Annotated in this window: 19 protein-coding genes and 1 pseudogene; 13 read left to right on the top strand and 7 right to left on the bottom strand. The window is 72.5% G+C overall.

Translation table 11 applies throughout. From position 1 onward, the window contains the following. Positions 1-511: 511 nt before the first annotated feature. The 7 genes and pseudogenes from Mam01_RS19440 to Mam01_RS37700 form a co-directional block, all read right to left on the bottom strand. Positions 512-760, bottom strand: a complete 249-nt coding sequence (locus Mam01_RS19440; protein ID WP_204286683.1) for a hypothetical protein — start codon at positions 758-760, stop codon at positions 512-514. Next, positions 753-980 (bottom strand): DUF6158 family protein, encoded by a 228-nt coding sequence (locus Mam01_RS19445; RefSeq protein ID WP_117408774.1) that lies wholly within the window; start codon positions 978-980, stop codon positions 753-755. Before Mam01_RS19445 ends, Mam01_RS19440 begins: the two co-directional genes overlap by 8 nt. Before the next feature lie 11 nt (positions 981-991). Beyond that, entirely contained in the window at positions 992-1141 is a 150-nt protein-coding gene (locus tag Mam01_RS19450; RefSeq protein WP_204286684.1) for a hypothetical protein, read from the bottom strand. Between the two features lie 64 nt (positions 1142-1205). Then, positions 1206-1343 (bottom strand): DUF397 domain-containing protein, encoded by a 138-nt coding sequence (locus Mam01_RS37545; protein WP_373868707.1) that lies wholly within the window; start codon positions 1341-1343, stop codon positions 1206-1208. A 73-nt stretch (positions 1344-1416) separates the two neighbouring features. After that, positions 1417-1737 (bottom strand): Scr1 family TA system antitoxin-like transcriptional regulator, encoded by a 321-nt coding sequence (locus Mam01_RS19460; RefSeq protein WP_204286685.1) that lies wholly within the window; start codon positions 1735-1737, stop codon positions 1417-1419. Then, positions 1737-1838 carry a hypothetical protein gene (locus Mam01_RS37695; protein WP_373868708.1) on the bottom strand — a complete coding sequence of 34 codons (102 nt, stop codon included), beginning with the start codon at positions 1836-1838 and terminating at the stop codon, positions 1737-1739. The genes Mam01_RS19460 and Mam01_RS37695 overlap by 1 nt, the downstream gene beginning before the upstream one ends. Before the next feature lie 44 nt (positions 1839-1882). Continuing rightward, positions 1883-1978: pseudogene (locus tag Mam01_RS37700) on the bottom strand (Scr1 family TA system antitoxin-like transcriptional regulator); the annotation flags it as partial. Between the two features lie 112 nt (positions 1979-2090). On the opposite strand from Mam01_RS37700, the gene Mam01_RS19470 reads away from it, so the two are divergent. The 13 genes from Mam01_RS19470 (at position 2091) to Mam01_RS19530 (ending at position 16194) form a co-directional block, all read left to right on the top strand. Beyond that, positions 2091-2534, top strand: a complete 444-nt coding sequence (locus Mam01_RS19470; RefSeq protein WP_150940213.1) for an ATP-binding protein — start codon at positions 2091-2093, stop codon at positions 2532-2534. A gap of 61 nt (positions 2535-2595) precedes the next feature. Then, entirely contained in the window at positions 2596-4035 is a 1440-nt protein-coding gene (locus Mam01_RS19475; RefSeq protein ID WP_204286687.1) for an MFS transporter, read from the top strand. 166 nt (positions 4036-4201) lie between these two features. Then, positions 4202-5041 carry an LLM class flavin-dependent oxidoreductase gene (locus Mam01_RS19480; RefSeq protein WP_204286688.1) on the top strand — a complete coding sequence of 280 codons (840 nt, stop codon included), beginning with the start codon at positions 4202-4204 and terminating at the stop codon, positions 5039-5041. Between the two features lie 91 nt (positions 5042-5132). After that, the gene (locus Mam01_RS19485) at positions 5133-5594 is read left to right on the top strand and encodes a PH domain-containing protein (protein WP_239101437.1); all 462 of its coding nucleotides are present in this window, start codon (positions 5133-5135) and stop codon (positions 5592-5594) included. Beyond that, positions 5591-7261, top strand: coding sequence for a PH domain-containing protein (locus Mam01_RS19490; RefSeq protein WP_204286690.1), 1671 nt, complete (start codon positions 5591-5593; stop codon positions 7259-7261). Before Mam01_RS19485 ends, Mam01_RS19490 begins: the two co-directional genes overlap by 4 nt. Positions 7262-7322: 61 nt before the next feature. Next, the gene (gene speB, locus Mam01_RS19495; RefSeq protein ID WP_239101438.1) at positions 7323-8336 is read left to right on the top strand and encodes an agmatinase; all 1014 of its coding nucleotides are present in this window, start codon (positions 7323-7325) and stop codon (positions 8334-8336) included. Between the two features lie 54 nt (positions 8337-8390). Continuing rightward, complete coding sequence (locus Mam01_RS19500) at positions 8391-9356, top strand: D-alanyl-D-alanine carboxypeptidase family protein (protein WP_204286691.1); 966 nt, start codon at positions 8391-8393, stop codon at positions 9354-9356. Between the two features lie 95 nt (positions 9357-9451). After that, the gene (locus tag Mam01_RS19505) at positions 9452-10486 is read left to right on the top strand and encodes a rod shape-determining protein (protein ID WP_225312182.1); all 1035 of its coding nucleotides are present in this window, start codon (positions 9452-9454) and stop codon (positions 10484-10486) included. A 53-nt stretch (positions 10487-10539) separates the two neighbouring features. Next, positions 10540-11403, top strand: coding sequence for a rod shape-determining protein MreC (mreC, locus tag Mam01_RS19510; protein ID WP_204286692.1), 864 nt, complete (start codon positions 10540-10542; stop codon positions 11401-11403). After that, positions 11403-11963 (top strand): rod shape-determining protein MreD, encoded by a 561-nt coding sequence (locus Mam01_RS19515; protein ID WP_204286693.1) that lies wholly within the window; start codon positions 11403-11405, stop codon positions 11961-11963. Before mreC ends, Mam01_RS19515 begins: the two co-directional genes overlap by 1 nt. Next, entirely contained in the window at positions 11956-13974 is a 2019-nt protein-coding gene (gene mrdA / locus Mam01_RS19520) for a penicillin-binding protein 2 (protein WP_204286694.1), read from the top strand. Before Mam01_RS19515 ends, mrdA begins: the two co-directional genes overlap by 8 nt. Next, positions 13971-15158, top strand: coding sequence for a rod shape-determining protein RodA (gene rodA, locus Mam01_RS19525; protein ID WP_204286695.1), 1188 nt, complete (start codon positions 13971-13973; stop codon positions 15156-15158). The genes mrdA and rodA overlap by 4 nt, the downstream gene beginning before the upstream one ends. Then, on the top strand, positions 15151-16194 hold the full coding sequence (locus tag Mam01_RS19530; protein WP_204286696.1) for a DUF2293 domain-containing protein: 1044 nt from the start codon (positions 15151-15153) through the stop codon (positions 16192-16194). Before rodA ends, Mam01_RS19530 begins: the two co-directional genes overlap by 8 nt. The last annotated feature ends 13 nt before the right edge of the window (positions 16195-16207 follow it).

Below are 16207 nucleotides of genomic sequence, written 5' to 3' on the forward strand. Positions count from 1 at the left end.
GCTGGTGGGCGGCCCAGGGGATCAACGCGCAGTGCGTCGGTCCGAGCGGCGGGCAATACGAGGTGATTCGTGAAATCTGAACAAATCCGTCCCTGACGAAACAGCGGACCAGATTAGGTAACGCCCGGATGCGCCGCCCAAGGTGCGCATCCGGGCGTTACTTGCGACGTAACACTCCGTACGTAATGCGCCGGCTTGCTGCGAGAGCACGCCGTGACCCTCCGACATGCCATCCCGGCGGCGGCTTGCAATTCCTCCGCTGAGAGGAAATCTTGTGGTGGTGCAGGATCTGCCGTAGCCGCTCTCGCCCGATGCGTACGCGGCGGGTGAGTTGCGGTCAAGGTGGGCGGCCAGCTTGCGCAGCCTCTAATGGGTGAACGGGCGGCCCGGTTTCTCCGGGCGGGTGCGGGCCGTCGCGATAATGAGCACCTCATCGTCGCTGGTGATCAGGCGGGGACGGTCACCCGCCCCCCTCAGCGCAAACTGGTGGACCTAAGTGGACACCCATCTGTCAGTATTCGAGTCCCCAGTCGTGCGCGCCGAGGAGGTAGGCGTCCCCCTTGGGGACCAGCCTGCCGCCCTCGACCAGGGTGCCGAGGCACCGCCGTACGTCGTCCTCGCCGAGCGCGGTCATCTCGGCGACCTCCGAGACGGTCGCGGAACGCTCGTCCACGTTCAGCGCGGCGACGGCCTCGTAGACCGTCAGCTCGGTCCCCGACATCTCCTGGGCGTCGCCCAGGCTCTCCTCGTCCTCACGCACTGCGCTGCCTCGCCCCCTCCCGCAACCGCTCCGGATCGACCTGCCGGTCCGGGTAGCGTTCGAGGTACTCGCCCTCCAGCTCTTGTGTCCGGGAGGTGTGGCGCTCCAGTGCATCGTCCGACCCGTGGAAGAACGTCTCGCTCCGGGTCTCGTGCAGATGGCGCAGCTCGCGGAGCAGATCCTCGTCGCCCAGGTCCCGGGGGTCGACACCCATCGTCATCACCGTTCTCCTCACACCTCTGTCGGCTTGTCCCAGCGCTCATCCGGCTTCTCGTCGTCCGGCTCGGCGTTCGGCGGATCCGTCTCCGACGGCATCCATTCGCCTGCGACGTCCGGCTCGTCCGCGTCGATATCGATATAGCGACCATCTTCTCTTCGCATGCCAGGTCTCCTGCCCAGTGAGACGACTCCCATACCGGCCCGTCCGGAAAGGCCGCAGGCGGGCTCAGGACAGGTCGAACTCCCCGCCCTTGACCCCCTCGGCGAACGCCTCACACTCCAGGGGGGTGAACATCAGCCGCGGCCCTCTTGGCTCCTTCGAGTCGCGCACGGCGAGGCCGTCACGCAGCCGTGCCACCTCCACACACTGGTGCCGACGGTGTTCGAGCGCGCTGCCTTACGCCAGACCGCCGGGTCGTCCGCCGGTACAAGTCCGCTCATCGTCCTGCCAGCTCCTTCTCGACCGAGATGATGATCTCCATGGACTTCTCCGGGCCGAGCGCGGCGGCACGAAGATGGTCGAAGACCCGGACGTACCCGCAGATCTCCGCCGGGTCCTCCAGGTAGAGCTCGCCGCCCCAATTGGTAGGCAGGCCGATTGACAGCAGCACCACGTCGGCGTCGCCGGGGTCGGGGAAGGCCAGGATCGCCGACGCGTTGCCCACGCCGAGACAGGCGCCAGCGTCGAAGTGCAGGCCCTGCACGGTGACGTTCGGCTGGCGCGCAGCCTCCCGCAGCCCCCGCACCTGCTCGGCCATCACCGGGGAGTGCCACTCACCTGCCGGTGCAGCGCCGGCTCGTCGATCACGCCCCACAGCTCAAGGGCGTCCGGACCCGATAGGCGCTGCTGGCGTTCCATGCGGGCGGCGGCCCGCCGCGTGATCTCCGCCGGTCCGTGACCAGGGCGGCGCCGATGACCGCACGGGCGTAGTCCTCGGTCTGCAGCAGACCGGGCACCAGCAGCGTCGCGCTCCCCCTTATCTCGCGAAAGGAGACCATGCAATCGCATTCGCCATATTGCGGAGCCGAATTGCAAAGTGCAGGATGAACGCAGTCTTACATCGGCCTCGATTCCCCGACGGCAGGCGGGTGCACAGGGAGTTATCACGGGATGACAATTCTCAACCTCTCGGGGAGAATCGCGATCTCACGCCCCTTCTCGGGAGACCCCTCCCGGGTGCGGGCCGCCCGGAGGTTCGTGGCCGCCCGCCTCGGCGACGGCCACCCCTGCCGGGACGACGCGGTGCAGCTGATCGGCGAGCTGATCGCCGAGTCCCTGCGGCACGCCGACTCCTGCGGCCGGCCGCCGGGCTACGGCGTGTCGGTCCTGGCCACTCCCGGAGCGGCCCGGGTCACGCTGTCCACTCAGGGCTGCGGCTGCTGGACGTCTCCCAACCTCACGCCCGGGCGTGGCGTCCACCTGGTGGACCTGTTCACCCGGCACTGGGGCGTGTCCGCCAGCCGCGCCGGAGTCTGCGTGTGGTTCGAGCTCGGGCACGACGGCGTGGTTCCCCCGCCCGGAGGTGTGGGAAACGAAGGCGCCTGGACGGTCTGAGGTGAATTTCCCGCCCGATATCGGGTAGTCGGGCGCCATATCTTCCGAAGAAGGGGACGATATGGCGCAGATAAGCACCGACATTCCCGCGCGACTGGATCGGCTCCCCTGGGCTCGCTGGCACTGGCTCGTGCTCATCGGCCTCGGCACCGTCTGGATTCTCGACGGGCTCGAAGTGACGATCGTCGGGGTCATCGGCCCGCGCATCACCGACCCGAGCAGCGGGCTGGGGCTCAGCGACAGCGAGGTCGGCGTCGCCGCCGGCGTGTACGTCGCGGGAGCCTGCCTGGGCGCACTCTTCTTCGGCCACCTGACGGACCGGTTCGGGCGCAAGAAGCTCTTCCTGGTGACGCTCGCCCTCTACCTCGCCGCCACCGTGGCCACCGCGTTCGCCCACGACGCCTGGTACTTCTACCTGTGCCGGTTCTTCACCGGCGCCGGCATCGGAGGCGAGTACGCCGCGATCAACTCGGCGATCGACGAACTCATCCCGGCCCGCGTGCGCGGCACGGTCGACCTGGTGGTGAACGGCTCCTTCTGGCTGGGCACGGCGCTCGGCGCCCTCATCGCGATCCCGGCGCTCGACACGAGCCTGCTGTCGGCGGGGCTCGGCTGGCGTCTGCTGTTCGGGCTGGGCGCCGTCCTCGGCGTGGCCATCCTGCTGGTCCGCCGTACGGTGCCGGAGAGTCCACGCTGGCTGTTCATCCACGGCCGGGAACGGGAGGCCGAGGAGATCGTCGGCGAGATCGAGACGAAGGTCCGCGACGAGAGCGGGAAGACGCTCGAACCCGCGCACGGGGAGATCAGGATCACCCAGCGGGAGCGCACCCCGCTGACGGAGGTCGCGGCGACGCTGCTGCGGCGCTACCCCAAGCGGACGACGGTCGGCCTGTCGCTGTTCATCGGCCAGGCGTTCCTCTACAACTCGATCTTCTTCACGTACGCGCTGGTGCTGTCGACCTTCTTCAAGGTGCCGGACGGCAGCACGCCGTGGTATCTCATCCCGATCGCGATCGGGAACTTCCTCGGCCCGGTCCTGCTCGGCCGGTTCTTCGACACCATCGGCCGCCGCACGATGATCGCGGGCAGCTACGTGCTGTCCGGCCTGCTCCTGCTCGGCACCGCCGCGCTGTTCGACGCGCAGGTGCTCTCTCCGGTGACCCTCACGATCTGCTGGATGGTGGTGTTCTTCTTCGCCTCGGCCGGGGCGAGCAGCGCCTACCTGACGGTCTCGGAGATCTTCCCGATGGAGACCAGGGCCCTCGCCATCGCGCTGTTCTACGCGGTCGGCACCGGGCTCGGCGGCATCATCGGGCCGGTGCTGTTCGGCCGCCTGGTGGAGAGCGAGAGCGTGGGCAACGTCGTCGTCGGCTACGTCATCGGCGCCGTACTGATGATCGCGGCGGGGCTGGTGCAGTGGTTCATGGGCGTGGAGGCCGCGCGGCGCTCGCTGGAGGACATCGCCGCTCCCCTCAGCTCGGAGCAGCACCAGATGGCCTGACCGCCCGACCGGCGCGGAGGCGTCGGGTTCGAGTCCGCCGGAGGCACGCTCCGGCTCTTCGGCACAGGCACCTGTCTCACGGCAGGTGCCTGTTTCCGTTCACGCCGCCTCCGTCCTGGATACTTGGGAGGCCGTGGAGCCGATATCACGCACTGGAGGGCCGCCCGTGAGGCTTGGAGTCGTCTTCGACCGCGACCTTCCGCCGGAGTCGCTTCCCCGGTTCGCCCGGGAACTCGACGGCACCGCGGTCTCCGACCTGTGGGTGGTGGAGGACCTCGGCTGGACGGGCGCGATCTCCTCGGCGGCGACGGCGCTGGCCGCGACCGCACGCCTGCGCGTGGGCATCGGCATCACCCCGGCGCCCCTGCGCAATCCGATGCTGCTGGCGATGGAGCTGGCCAACCTGGCCCGCCTCCATCCCGGGCGGCTGGCCGCCGGGATCGGGCACGGAGTGCAGGAGTGGATGCGTCAGGCGGGCGCCGCCGCCTCGTCACCGCTGTCGCTGCTGGAGGAGACGATCACGTCCGTACGGGCGCTGCTGCGCGGCGAGACCGTCACCGTGCACGGGCGCGAGGTGAGCCTGGACGGCGTGCGCCTCGTCCACCCGCCGGCCGAGCCGCCGCCCGTCCTCGCCGGAGTGGTGAGTCCCCGCTCGCTGGCCCTGTCGGGGCGGGTGGCCCAGGGCACGATCCTCCCCGAGGGGCTCGGCCCGGAACGTCTGCCGCCGGTCATCGAGCGCATCGGCGCGACCGGTGATCACGAGGTCGTGGCGTTCGTCTACCTCTGCGTCGGCGACGACGCCCGCGAGATCATGCGTCCCGCGGCGGAGCAGCAGGCGGCGTTCCTGCGGGTGGCGCCGGAGGAGGTCGCGATGGCGGTGGGTTCCCCGCAGGAGGCGTCCGCGCACGTCAGGGCATTGTGGCAGGCGGGCGTGACCACGGTCGCCGTCCGTCCCGTGGGCGCCGACCCGCTCTTCCACGTTCACAGGCTTCTGTCCGCCCTCTGATCCGCGAGCCGGGGGGCGCTGCGCCGGGACGCGGGCGATCGGGCAGAGTTGAGGCGTGGACGTCCCGACCCTCCGACCCCCTCGGCACCGCGTGAGCCGCACCGCCATCTGGTACTGGGCCGCGCGGGCCGCCTTCGGCTGGCTCATCCTCCTCGCGGCCCAGGTGATCTGGCTGGTGGCCGACACGGCAGGCGTGCCGCTCTCCGTACACGTGACCGGCCTCGTGGCGACCGCCGTCGTCGCGGCGGCACACGTCACGGTCATGCCGCAGTGGCGTTACCGGGTGCACCGCTGGGAGGCCACGCCGGCGGCGGTCTTCACGCAGTCGGGCTGGTTCCGGCAGGAGTGGCGCATCGCCCCGGTCTCGCGGATCCAGACGGTGGACAGCGAGCGCGGCCCGCTGGAGCAGCTTTTCCGCCTCGCCAACGTCACCGTCACCACGGCCTCGGCCGCCGGTCCCATCAAGGTCGGCGGCCTCGACCGGGACACGGCCCAGCGCCTGGTCGCCGAACTCACCGCCAACGCCCAGGCGACGGCGGGCGACGCGACGTGAGCGGTCCCGGGGGCGGTCCCCTGAGCGGCCCGGCCGAGACCGGCTGGCGGCGGCTCAGCCCGCGGATGCTGCTGGTCCACCCCGTCCAGGAGGTCGTACGGGCCGCCCCGGCCCTGCTCGGCCTGCTGGTCGCGGGAACGAGCAGCGGCGGGAAGGGCCACCTGTGGAGCGCCGCGGGCGTCGGCCTGACGGTCCTGTTCGGCATGCTCCGCTGGTTCACCACGACGTACCGGATCTCCCCCGAGCAGGTGCAGGTCAGGCGCGGGCTGCTGAACCGGAAGGTGCTGACCGTGCCCCGCGACCGGGTCCGCACGGTCGACGTCACCTCCCACGTGCTGCACCGCGTGCTCGGCCTCGCCCGGGTGGAGGTGGGGACGGGCACCTCCGACCGCAGGCACGACAGCCGGCTCAAGCTCGACGCGCTCAGCGCCGACGAGGCCGCCCGCCTGCGCGTGGAACTGCTGCACCGCTCCCCCGCCGGCCAGTTCCCCGGCACCCAAGCCCCCGCCGGCCAGTCCCCCACCGCACAGTCCCCTACCGCACAGTCTCCCGCGACGTCTCCGGTGTCGCCGGCCGCGGAGACCGAACTCGCGCGGATGCGGCCCGGGTGGGTCAGGTTCGGGCCGTTTACCATGTCCGGGCTGGTCACCGTGGGCGTCATCGGCGGTTTCGTGTCCCGCCTGGTCTCGGAGGGGAACATCGACCTCGACCGGGTGGGGCCGGTCCGGGAGACCTGGCGGTGGTTCAGCGCGATGTCGCTGGCGCTGGAGATCGCGACGGTGCTGCTCGCGCTCATGGTGTTCGTGGGCGTCGCGTCCACGCTCGGTTACGTCCTGGCGTACGGGAACTTCCGGCTGACCCGGCACGCCGAGGGCACCCTCCACGTGACCCGGGGCCTGCTGACCAGGCGGGCCACCACCATCGAGGAACGGCGGCTGCGGGGGGTCGAGATCGACGAGCCGCTGCTGCTGCGGGCCGTACGCGGCGCCCGGCTGTCCGCCGTGACGACCGGCCTGCGCTCGAAGGAGGGCGGCCAGCGCGGCGGTTCGACGCTGCTGCCGCCCGCTCCCCGCACAGAGGCCGTCGCGGTGGCCGGGCTCGTGCTGTCCCACACGCCCGGCGCCACCGGCGGCCCCTCGCCGGTCACTGGGCCTGACACTGGGCCTCTCACCTCGCCTCTCACCTCGCCTCTCACCGTGCCCCTCATCCCGCACGGGCCGGCCGCGCTGCGCCGCCGCTTCACCCGCGCGTTCGGCGTGCACGCGCCGATCCTGCTCGCGCTGCTCCTGTTGTGGGTGCTGGGCGAGCCGCCCTTGTGGCCCTGGCTCACGGCCGCCGCCCTGTTGCCGGTGACGGCGCTGCTCGCCGCCGACCGCTACCGGTCCCTCGGGCACGCCCTGACCTCGGGATACCTGGTGACCCGATGGGGCTCGCTCGTCCGCCGCCGGGTCGTGCTGCGGTGCGACGGCGTGATCGGCTGGACCGTCGAGCGGTCGTTCTTCCAGCGGCGGGCGGGCCTCGCCACGCTGACGGCGACCACCGCGGCGGGCGCGCAGAGCTACCAGGTGCGCGACGTCGACCTCGCCGAGGCGCTGCGCCTGGCCGCCGCGGGCACCCCCGGCCTGCTCGACCCGTTCCTCGAACCTGCCGGTTCTGCCAGCCAATAGCATGTGATGTCGCAATAAGACCGATATGACCCGATAAGACCGGTAAGACGTCAGGAGTGGGATGAGCCGCTACGGCCAGATGTTCGGCCCCGACATCACCTTCCTCGGGGTCGAGCGGTGCGACCTCGACGACCCGGCCGGCTACGCGGGCGCCGACGTCGTGATCCTGGGCGCGCCGTTCGACGGCGGCACCTCACACCGCCCGGGGGCCCGCTTCGGCCCGAACGCCATCCGCCAGACGTGCTATCTCCCCCGTGACGGCTCGCGCCCGAGCCTGGCGCTGCGCGTGGACGCCCTCAAGGACCTGCGGGTGCTGGACGCCGGCGACGTGGAGACCTACGCCGGCGACATCGAGGGCAGCCTGCGCGCGATCGAGGACGCCGTCGCCCGCATCGCGGCCTCCGGGGCCGTTCCCGTCGTCCTCGGCGGCGACCACACGATCGCCCTGCCCGACGCGACCGGCGTGGCGCGGCACCACGGCTTCGGGCGCATCTCCATGATCCACTTCGACGCGCACGCGGACACCGGCGACATCGAGTTCGGTCATCTGCACGGCCACGGTCAGCCGATGCGGCGGCTGATCGAGTCGGGTGCGATCCGGGGCGACCGCTTCCTGCAGATCGGCCTGCGCGGCTACTGGCCCGGCCCGGAGATCCTCGACTGGATGGCCGGTCAGCGGATGCGGTCGTACGAGATGACCGAGATCGTCGCCCGAGGGCTCGACGAGTGCCTCACCGAGGCGTACGCCATCGCGCTGGACGACTGCGACGGTGTCTACCTGTCGGTCGACGTTGACGTCTGCGACCCGGGCCACGCGCCGGGCACCGGCACACCCGAGCCGGGCGGCCTGTCGGCCCGCCAGCTACTCGACGCCGTCCGGAGGACCTGTTACGAACTGCCCGTCGTCGGGCTGGAGATCGTCGAGGTGGCCCCGCCGTACGACCACGCGGACATCACGGCCTACCTCGGCAACCGGGTCGTCCTGGAAGCTCTGTCAGCGATCGCCCGGCGCCGCAGGGACGCCGCCGAGGGCACCCGGTGGGATCCGACGCGCCCCCTCCTCGACGGACGCTGACCCGTTTGGCCGGATAATCATGGTCGGGTAATCACGTCTGGTAATCATGGTCGGGTGACGCGATCGAGAACCGCCGCACCCACCCCCGTACCCAGGACCGCATCCACAGCCGTGGCCGTCGTGCTCACGGCGCTCCTGACGGCCTGCGCGGCGAACGGCGCCCCCGCGACCACCGCGAGGTCCGTGCCCCAGACGGCCGCGCGAGCAACTGTGCAGGCGTCAGCGCAGGCGTCGGCGCAGGCGGCCGCGAAACCGGTGCGGGTGCCGGCCGGGGTCACGGCGGGCTACTCGGTGGTGGACCTGACCACCGGTAAGACCGTCGCCCAGCACCTGGCGCACCACCGGTTCCGGTCGGCGTCGGTGGTGAAGATCCTCATCGCGACCGACTACCTGGAGCGGCACCGGAGCGCGATCCCCGCCCGGGACAGGGCGCTGCTCACCCCCATGCTCCGCGGCAGCGACGACGACGCGGCCACGGCCCTGTGGCGGCGCGGGGGCCAGGGTGAGATCGTCCGGCGGATGGCGCGCCGGATCGGCCTGTCCGAAACCTCCCCGCCGCCCGCGGCGAAACCCGGCTTCTGGGGCTACACCGCCATCAGCGCGGCCGACATCGCTCTCGTCTACCGGTATCTGCTGAAGCGGGCCGAACCCCGCGTCCGCGACTTCGTCCTGGGCAACCTGCGCCAGGCGTGGCGGTGCGCGAGCGACGGCTTCGACCAGCATTTCGGCATTCCCCGCGCCGTTCCCCGGCCCTGGGCGATCAAGCAGGGGTGGTCCGGCTTCGGCTCCGTGCCCCCGGTCCGGTGCGCCCGCGCGAAGGCCGCGTCGTACCGTATCGGGCCGGTCACGATGGGCCGCGAACCGGTTGATTTCGGCCGTCCGGTGCTCCACACTACAGGCGTGATCAGCGACCGGCTGATCATGGTCGTGCTCACCCTGCAGCCCTCGGGGGCGTCCTTCACGAAGTCGGCCGAACGGGTGACGAAGCTGGCGAGAGACCTCTATCTCAGCGTCACCTAGCGGCCCGCTTTCGTGCGGATGTGTTCTGTTTCAGAGGCGGGGGCGGCGGGCAGCGATCACGCGTGCTCTCCCTCCTCTCTGAAAGCTGGTCGCCGATGGGTTTCCCGTGGGGATTGCTCGGCCGGGACATGGCGGTCGACCTCGGTACCGCCAACACGCTGGTGTACGTCCGCAAGAAGGGCGTCGTCCTGGACGAGCCCTCGGTCGTGGCGATCAACCTGCACAGCGACCGGATCGTGGCCGTCGGGACCGCGGCGAAGGAGATGATCGGGCGGACCCCGCCCCACATCGCGACTCTGCGACCACTGAAGGACGGTGTGATCGCCGACCTCGACGCCGCCGAGCGCATGCTGCGGCACTTCATCCAGCTCGCGCACCGGAACCGCTACCTGGCCAAGCCCCGCGTCGTCGTCGCCGTGCCGAGCGGCACCACCAGCGTCGAGCAGCGCGCGGTGCGCGAGGCGGCGTACGAGGCGGGCGCCCGGCGCGTCCACATCATCGAGGAGCCCATGGCCGCGGCGATCGGCGCGGGCCTCAACGTGGGCGACACGACCGGCAACATGGTCGTCGACATCGGCGGCGGGACCACCGAGGTCGCGATCGTCTCGCTCGGCGGAGTGGTCGTGTCGAAGTCGGTGCGGGTCGGCGGCGACGAGCTCGACGAGGCGATCGTCAACTACGTCAAGAAGGAACACTCCCTGCTGCTCGGCGAGCGCACGGCCGAGCACATCAAGATCACCATGGGCAGCGCCCGGCCGGGCGGCGACGACACGACGACGCGGCCGATCCGGGGCCGCGACCTGGTCACCGGCCTGCCCAAGACGGCGACGATCACCAGGGGCCAGGTCAGGGAGGCCATCGAGGACCAGGTCCAGACGATCGTCGACGCCGTCCAGACCACGCTGGACCAGTGCCCGGCCGAGCTCGCGGGCGACCTGCTCGACAACGGGATCGTGCTGACCGGCGGCGGGGCGCTGCTCGAAGGCCTCGCCGGGCGGCTCGAAGAGGCGGTCGGCATGCCGATCCACCTCGTCGAGCAGCCGCTCCAGTCGGTCGTGCTGGGCGCGGGCCGCTGCACCGAGCGGTTCGACGAGATGCAGGACGTGTTCCTCCCCGAAACCCGCAGATGAGGATGCCAGGTCACCCAGGCCGCCCGGCTCGTCCGGGCCGCCCGGGTCGCCGGGTGCCCGTGCTGCTGGCGCTCGCCGCCGCCGCGCTGATCGCGGCCGACACGGTGACCCCTCTGGATCCGCTGCGGGCGTTCGGGTCGGCGGTCTACGGCGGGCTGGAGGACGCGGCGTCCGCCGGCGTCCGCTGGGCGTCGGGCGCGGGCCGCCTGGAGGACCTCGAACGGGAGAACGCCCGGCTGCGCGCCGAACTGCTCGCCGTCCGCCGGGCCACCCCGTCCCCGGCCGAGGGGAACGGCTACCAGGTCGTCTCGGCCCACGCCGTCGGCTTCGGCCGGGACGGCACCGTCACCATCGACGCCGGCTCCGGCGCCGGGGTGGCCCCCGACATGACGGTCTTCGACGGCGACGGGCTGGTCGGCCGGGTCCTGCGCACCGGCCCGGGGACGGCGACGGTGCAACTCGCCACCGCCTCCGGCGCGTCCGTCGGCGCCCGCCTGGAGGGCTCGCGGGAGGTCGGCCTGGTGACCGGCGTCCCGGAGCACGGCCTGCTGCGGCTTGGCCTGCTCAACCCCTCGGCCGACGTGAAGCCGGGCGACCGGGTGGTGACGCTGGGCTCACGCGACCTGCGGCCGTTCGTGCCCGACGTGCCGATCGGCACCGTGATCACGGTCGAGCCGGCGCCGGACGCGCTGACCAGGACCGCGCTCGTGCGCCCCTTCGCGCGCTTCACCGCGCTGGAGAACGTCACGGTGGTCCTCGGGCCGCTGCCGGACACCGGGCCGGACACGCAGGCCGTCACGGACCCGGCGGCGGAGACCCCCACGACCCAGCAGCAGCCCGACAAGAAGCCTGAGAAGAAGTCCAAGAAAAAGAAGAAAAAGAAGAAGGACTCGTCCGGGCACGCGGAGGGGGCGTGATGAGGGCGGTCATCCTGTCGGTGCTCCTCGTCCTCGCCGCGCCGGTGCTCCAGGTCACCGTGGTCAACGGGTGGTCGCTCCCCGGGGGAGTGCCCGACATCGTGCTGATCTGCGTGATCGCGCTCGCGCCGACGCTGTGGTCATTCACGGGGTCATACACGGGGTCACGCACGGGAGCGGGGGCGGGCGCGCTCCTGGGGTTCGCCGCGGGCCTGGCCGCCGACGTCGCCCCGCCCGCCGACCACACCATCGGACGGCTCGCGCTGGTGCTGTGCCTGGCCGGCTGGGTGTCCACCCGGATCCCCGCCGACGACGGGGCCGGGCGCCGTGTCGCGGGCGCCGCCGTCGTGGCCCTCTGCGCGTCGTTCGCCGGGGGCGTGCTCGCGGCCCTGCTGGACGGGACGCCCTGGGCCGCCGCGCTCGCCCCCGGCGCGATCGCCTGGACCACGGGCGGCGCGGCCCTCGTGACGGCCGGGCTCGCCCTCCTCCCCCGCCGCCGGTCCTTCGGCCGGGTGCCGGCCTCGCGCCCCTGGTACGCGCGCGGGGGACGGCGTGCGTAGCGGCGCCCGCGGGAGCACCCCCGGCGGCATCCGGGGAAACGCCAACCGGGGGCGCCTCACGGTGGTGTTCGTCGTGGTCACCACGCTCATGCTGACGCTGCTCGGCCGTCTGTGGTATCTGCAGGTCGTCACCGGCTCGTCGTACTCCAGGGCCGCGACGGAGTCGCGGGTGCGCTCGGTGGTCCTGCCGCCCGTGCGGGGGCAGATCCTCGACGTGCGCGGCCGGCCGCTGGTGGCCAACGAGACCCGGCCGCAGGTGTCCGTGGACTACATGGCCCTCCTCCACCAGCCCGACGGCGGGACGGACGTGCTGACCCGGCTGGCGCGGGCCCTGGGCCGGCCGTACCAGGAGCTCGCCGACCGGGCCCGGCTCTGCGGGAGGGACGTGCCGCGGCCGTGCTGGCCCGGCTCGCCGTACCAGCCGATCGTCGTCGCCGACGACGTGAGCGTGCGCACGGCGCTGTGGATCGCGGAGCGGCAGAACGAGTTCCCCGGCGTCAGCACGGCGCTGCGGCCGGTGCGGACCTATCCGCTCGGCCCGGCCGCGGCGCACGTCCTCGGCTACCTGCAGCCGCCCTCCCCCGACGACCCCGAAGGGGGCCCCGAGCTGATCGGCCGCGACGGCCTCGAAGCGCGGTACGACCGCGACCTGGCCGGCCGGACCGGGATCAGGGAGGTGGCGGTGGACAGCACCGGCAAGGTCACCGGCCTGATCCGCGAGGAGGCCGCCGTACCCGGCGAGACGCTGGTGACCAGCATCGACGCGCGCATCCAGGACGTGGCCGAGCGGGCGCTGGCCCGGGCGGTGGCCGGCGCGCGCGGGCGCGGCGAGCCCGCCGACAGCGGCGCGGCGGTCGTGCTGGAGGCGAAGACCGGGCGGGTGACGGCGATCGCCGACTACCCCAGCTACGACCCCGTCGTGTGGACCGGCGGCATCTCCCAGCGCGCCTACGAGGACCTGCCGCTGATCAGCGCCGCCGTGCAGGGGCAGTGGGCCCCGGGGTCGACGTGGAAGGTCACCTCGACGGCCGCGGCGGCGAAGGCGGGCTACGGCCTGCGGGACTCCTACGACTGCCCGGGCGGTTACAAGATCGGCGGCCGGGTGTTCCACAACTTCGAGAGCGCCGAACTGGGCCGCATGGACATGCGGCGGGCCCTGGTGGTCTCCTGCGACACGATCTTCTACCGCTTCGCGGAGCGGATGTGGAAGCGCGACGGCGGGCTCACGCCCGTGAAGCGGCCCAAGGACCCGATGCAGGAGATGGCGAAGGAGTTCGGCTTCGGCACGCCCACCGGGATCGACCTGCCGCACGAGGCGGCCGGGAGGGTGCCCGACCGGGCCTGGAAGAAGGCCAACTGGGAGCGGACCCGGGCCGACGCCTGCCGCCGCGCCAAGAGCGGCTATCCGGACGAGTCCGACCGTAAGCGGGCGGCCTACCTCAAGGCTCTCGCGGCCGACAACTGCCGTTCCGGCGGGGTCTGGTGGGCCGGTGACGCGGCCAACTTCTCCATCGGCCAGGGCGACGTGCTGGTGACGCCGCTCCAGCTCGCCCGGGGCTACGCCGCGCTCGCCAACGGCGGCACGGTCTTCAGCCCGAGGATCGGCAAGCGGATCGAGCGTCCCGACGGCACGGTGGTCCGCACCATCGCCCCGCCGGTCGTGGGCAAGATCGACGTCTCCCGCAGGACGCTGCGCTTCATCCGCGACGCGCTGGCCGGCGTGCCGCGCGAGGGGACCGCCGCCGGCGCGTTCGCGGGGTTCCCGCTCAAGCGCTTCCCGGTGGCCGGCAAGACCGGCACCGCCGAGGCGTACGGCAGGCAGGACACCTCGTGGTTCGCCTCCTTCGCCCCCGCGAAGGACCCCAAGTACGTCGTGGTCGTCGTGGTGTCGCAGGGCGGCACGGGCGGGACCACGGCGGCCCCGGCGGCCAGGGAGATCTGGGAGGGCATCGACGCGCTCACCCACCACAAGAAACACCCCAAGAAGCACAAGAAGGGTGGTGGGCGATGACGACGCTGGGGCCCCTGTCCGTACGGCTGCCGTCGGCCCGCGCCACCCGCCGGAGGGCCTCGGCGGGCGTCTCCCTTCCCGCCCTGGGGCTGGTGCTGCCCGCCGTCGCACTGTCGGCGATCGGGCTGCTGCTGGTGTGGTCGGCCACCCGCGGCCGGCCGGGCTCCACCCTGCCGGAACGGCAGGCCGTCAGTGTCGGCATCGGATTGGTGCTGATGTGGGCCGTCTCCCGGATCGATCTGCGGCTGCTGCGGGCCTACGTGCCGCTGTTCTACCTGCTCGGGCTCGCCGGGCTGGTCGCCGTGCTGACCCCGCTCGGCCGCACGATCAACGGCTCGCACGCCTGGATCGTCCTCGGGGACGGCCTGCAGTTCCAGCCGTCGGAGTTCGCCAAGGCGGCCACGCTGCTCGCGCTCGCGACGATCCTCGGCGAACTGCGCGACGGGGAGCGCCGGCCGGGCGCGGGGGCGGTGCTGCTCGCGCTGGTCGTGGCCGCGGTGCCGGTTGGCCTGATCGCGCTGCAGCCCGACCACGGCACCGCCCTGGTCTTCCTGGTCCTCACCTTCGGGATGATCGCCGTCTCCGGCGCGCCCAAGAGGTGGTTCGCGGCGTTCGCCGCGGCCGGGGCCGCCGGGGTGCTGCTGGTGTGGCGGCTCGACCTCATCCGGCCCTACCAGCTCCAGCGGCTGATGGTGCTGGCCGACCCCGACGCCGACCCGATGGGCATGGGCTACAACGCCACGCAGTCGAGGATCGCGATCGGCTCGGGCGGGCTGCTCGGCAAGGGCCTGTTCCACGGCGAGCAGACGGCCGGCCACTTCGTGCCCGAGCAGCACACCGACTTCATCTTCACGGTCGCCGGCGAGGAGCTCGGCTTCGTCGGCGGCGCCTGCGTGATCCTGCTGATGCTCGCCCTGCTGTGGCGGGGTCTGTGGATCGCGGCCCGGAGCCCCTCGCCGTTCGGCACGGTCCTGGCCGGCGGGGTGGTGTGCTGGCTGGCGTTCCAGACCTTCGTCAACGTGGGGATGACGATGGGCCTGCTGCCCGTCGCCGGGCTGCCGCTGCCGTTCGTCTCGTACGGCGGGTCGGCCACGATCTCCAGTCTGGCGGCCGTGGGGCTGCTCGCCGCCGTGAACCGCCGCACCCGCACGCCCCGCATAGGGCAATCTAGGAGGGGTGCGTAGCAAGCTCGGCGGACGGGTGGCCCAGGCGGCGGAGATCGCCCTGGCAACCCGCAGATACGTGACCCCCATCGACGTCCTCACCGGCCTGCGCTGGCTGCACGACCGCCACGTGCAGACCTGGCGGCAGGGCCGCGTGGAGAGCCTCGAACGGCTGGCCGCCGTGGACGCGGACCGGATGGAGGAGGCCCTGTCGCATCTGCGGGAGTGGGCCCGGTCGCGGAACCTGCTGGAGAGCGAGGCGGCGTACACGGCCGGGACCCGCGACCGGCGGCCCCTGCGCTTCACCGCCGCGGGCGGCGAGGAGACGGAGCGCGCATTCCGGATCCACTGGCTGTCGCCCGACCTGAGCGAGGCCCGGCGGCGGCAGATCGAGGAACGGCAGGACCGGGCCCCCGACCTCGTGGCCGTCGCGCCGCTGGAGGCCTGGACCTGCGCCGGCTGCGGCGAGAGCGGGCCGTACCTGATCATGGAGGACGACGCGCCGCACTGCCTGACCTGCGCCGACATGGACCATCTGTGCCTGCTGCCCGCGGGCAACGCGGCGCTGAGCCGCCGCGCCAAGAAGGAGAGCGGGCTGTCGGCCGTCGTGGTCCGCTTCAACCGGCGGCGCAAGAGGTACGAGCGGCTCGGCGTCCTCGTGGAGGAGGAGGCGCTGGCGCGGGCCGAGGAGCAGTGCCTGGCCGACGAGGAGGCGCGGCTGCGCCGCCGGGAGCGCGACCGCGAGCGGAGGGCCGACGAGGACGCCGGGTTCCGGGACCGGATGGCCGCGGAGATCCGCCGGCTCTTCCCCGGCTGTCCCGCCGGGCGGGCCGAGGCCATCGCCGGGCACGCCGCCGTGCGCGGCAGCGGGCGGGTCGGCCGCACCGCCGCCGCCCGCGCGCTCGACGAGGGCGCCGTCACGCTCGCCGTGGTCGCGAGCGTGCGTCACCTGGACACCGACTACGACGTGCTGCTGATGTCGGGGGTGCCGCGGATGACCGCCCGCGAGCGGATCCGCCCCCGGGTCGACGAGGTGCTCGCCTCCTGGCGGGCCTGACGACTCCCGGGGA

Origin of the sequence: Microbispora amethystogenes (assembly GCF_016863015.1) — a bacterium.
In the GTDB taxonomy this organism is placed as follows: Bacteria; Actinomycetota; Actinomycetes; order Streptosporangiales; family Streptosporangiaceae; genus Microbispora; species Microbispora amethystogenes.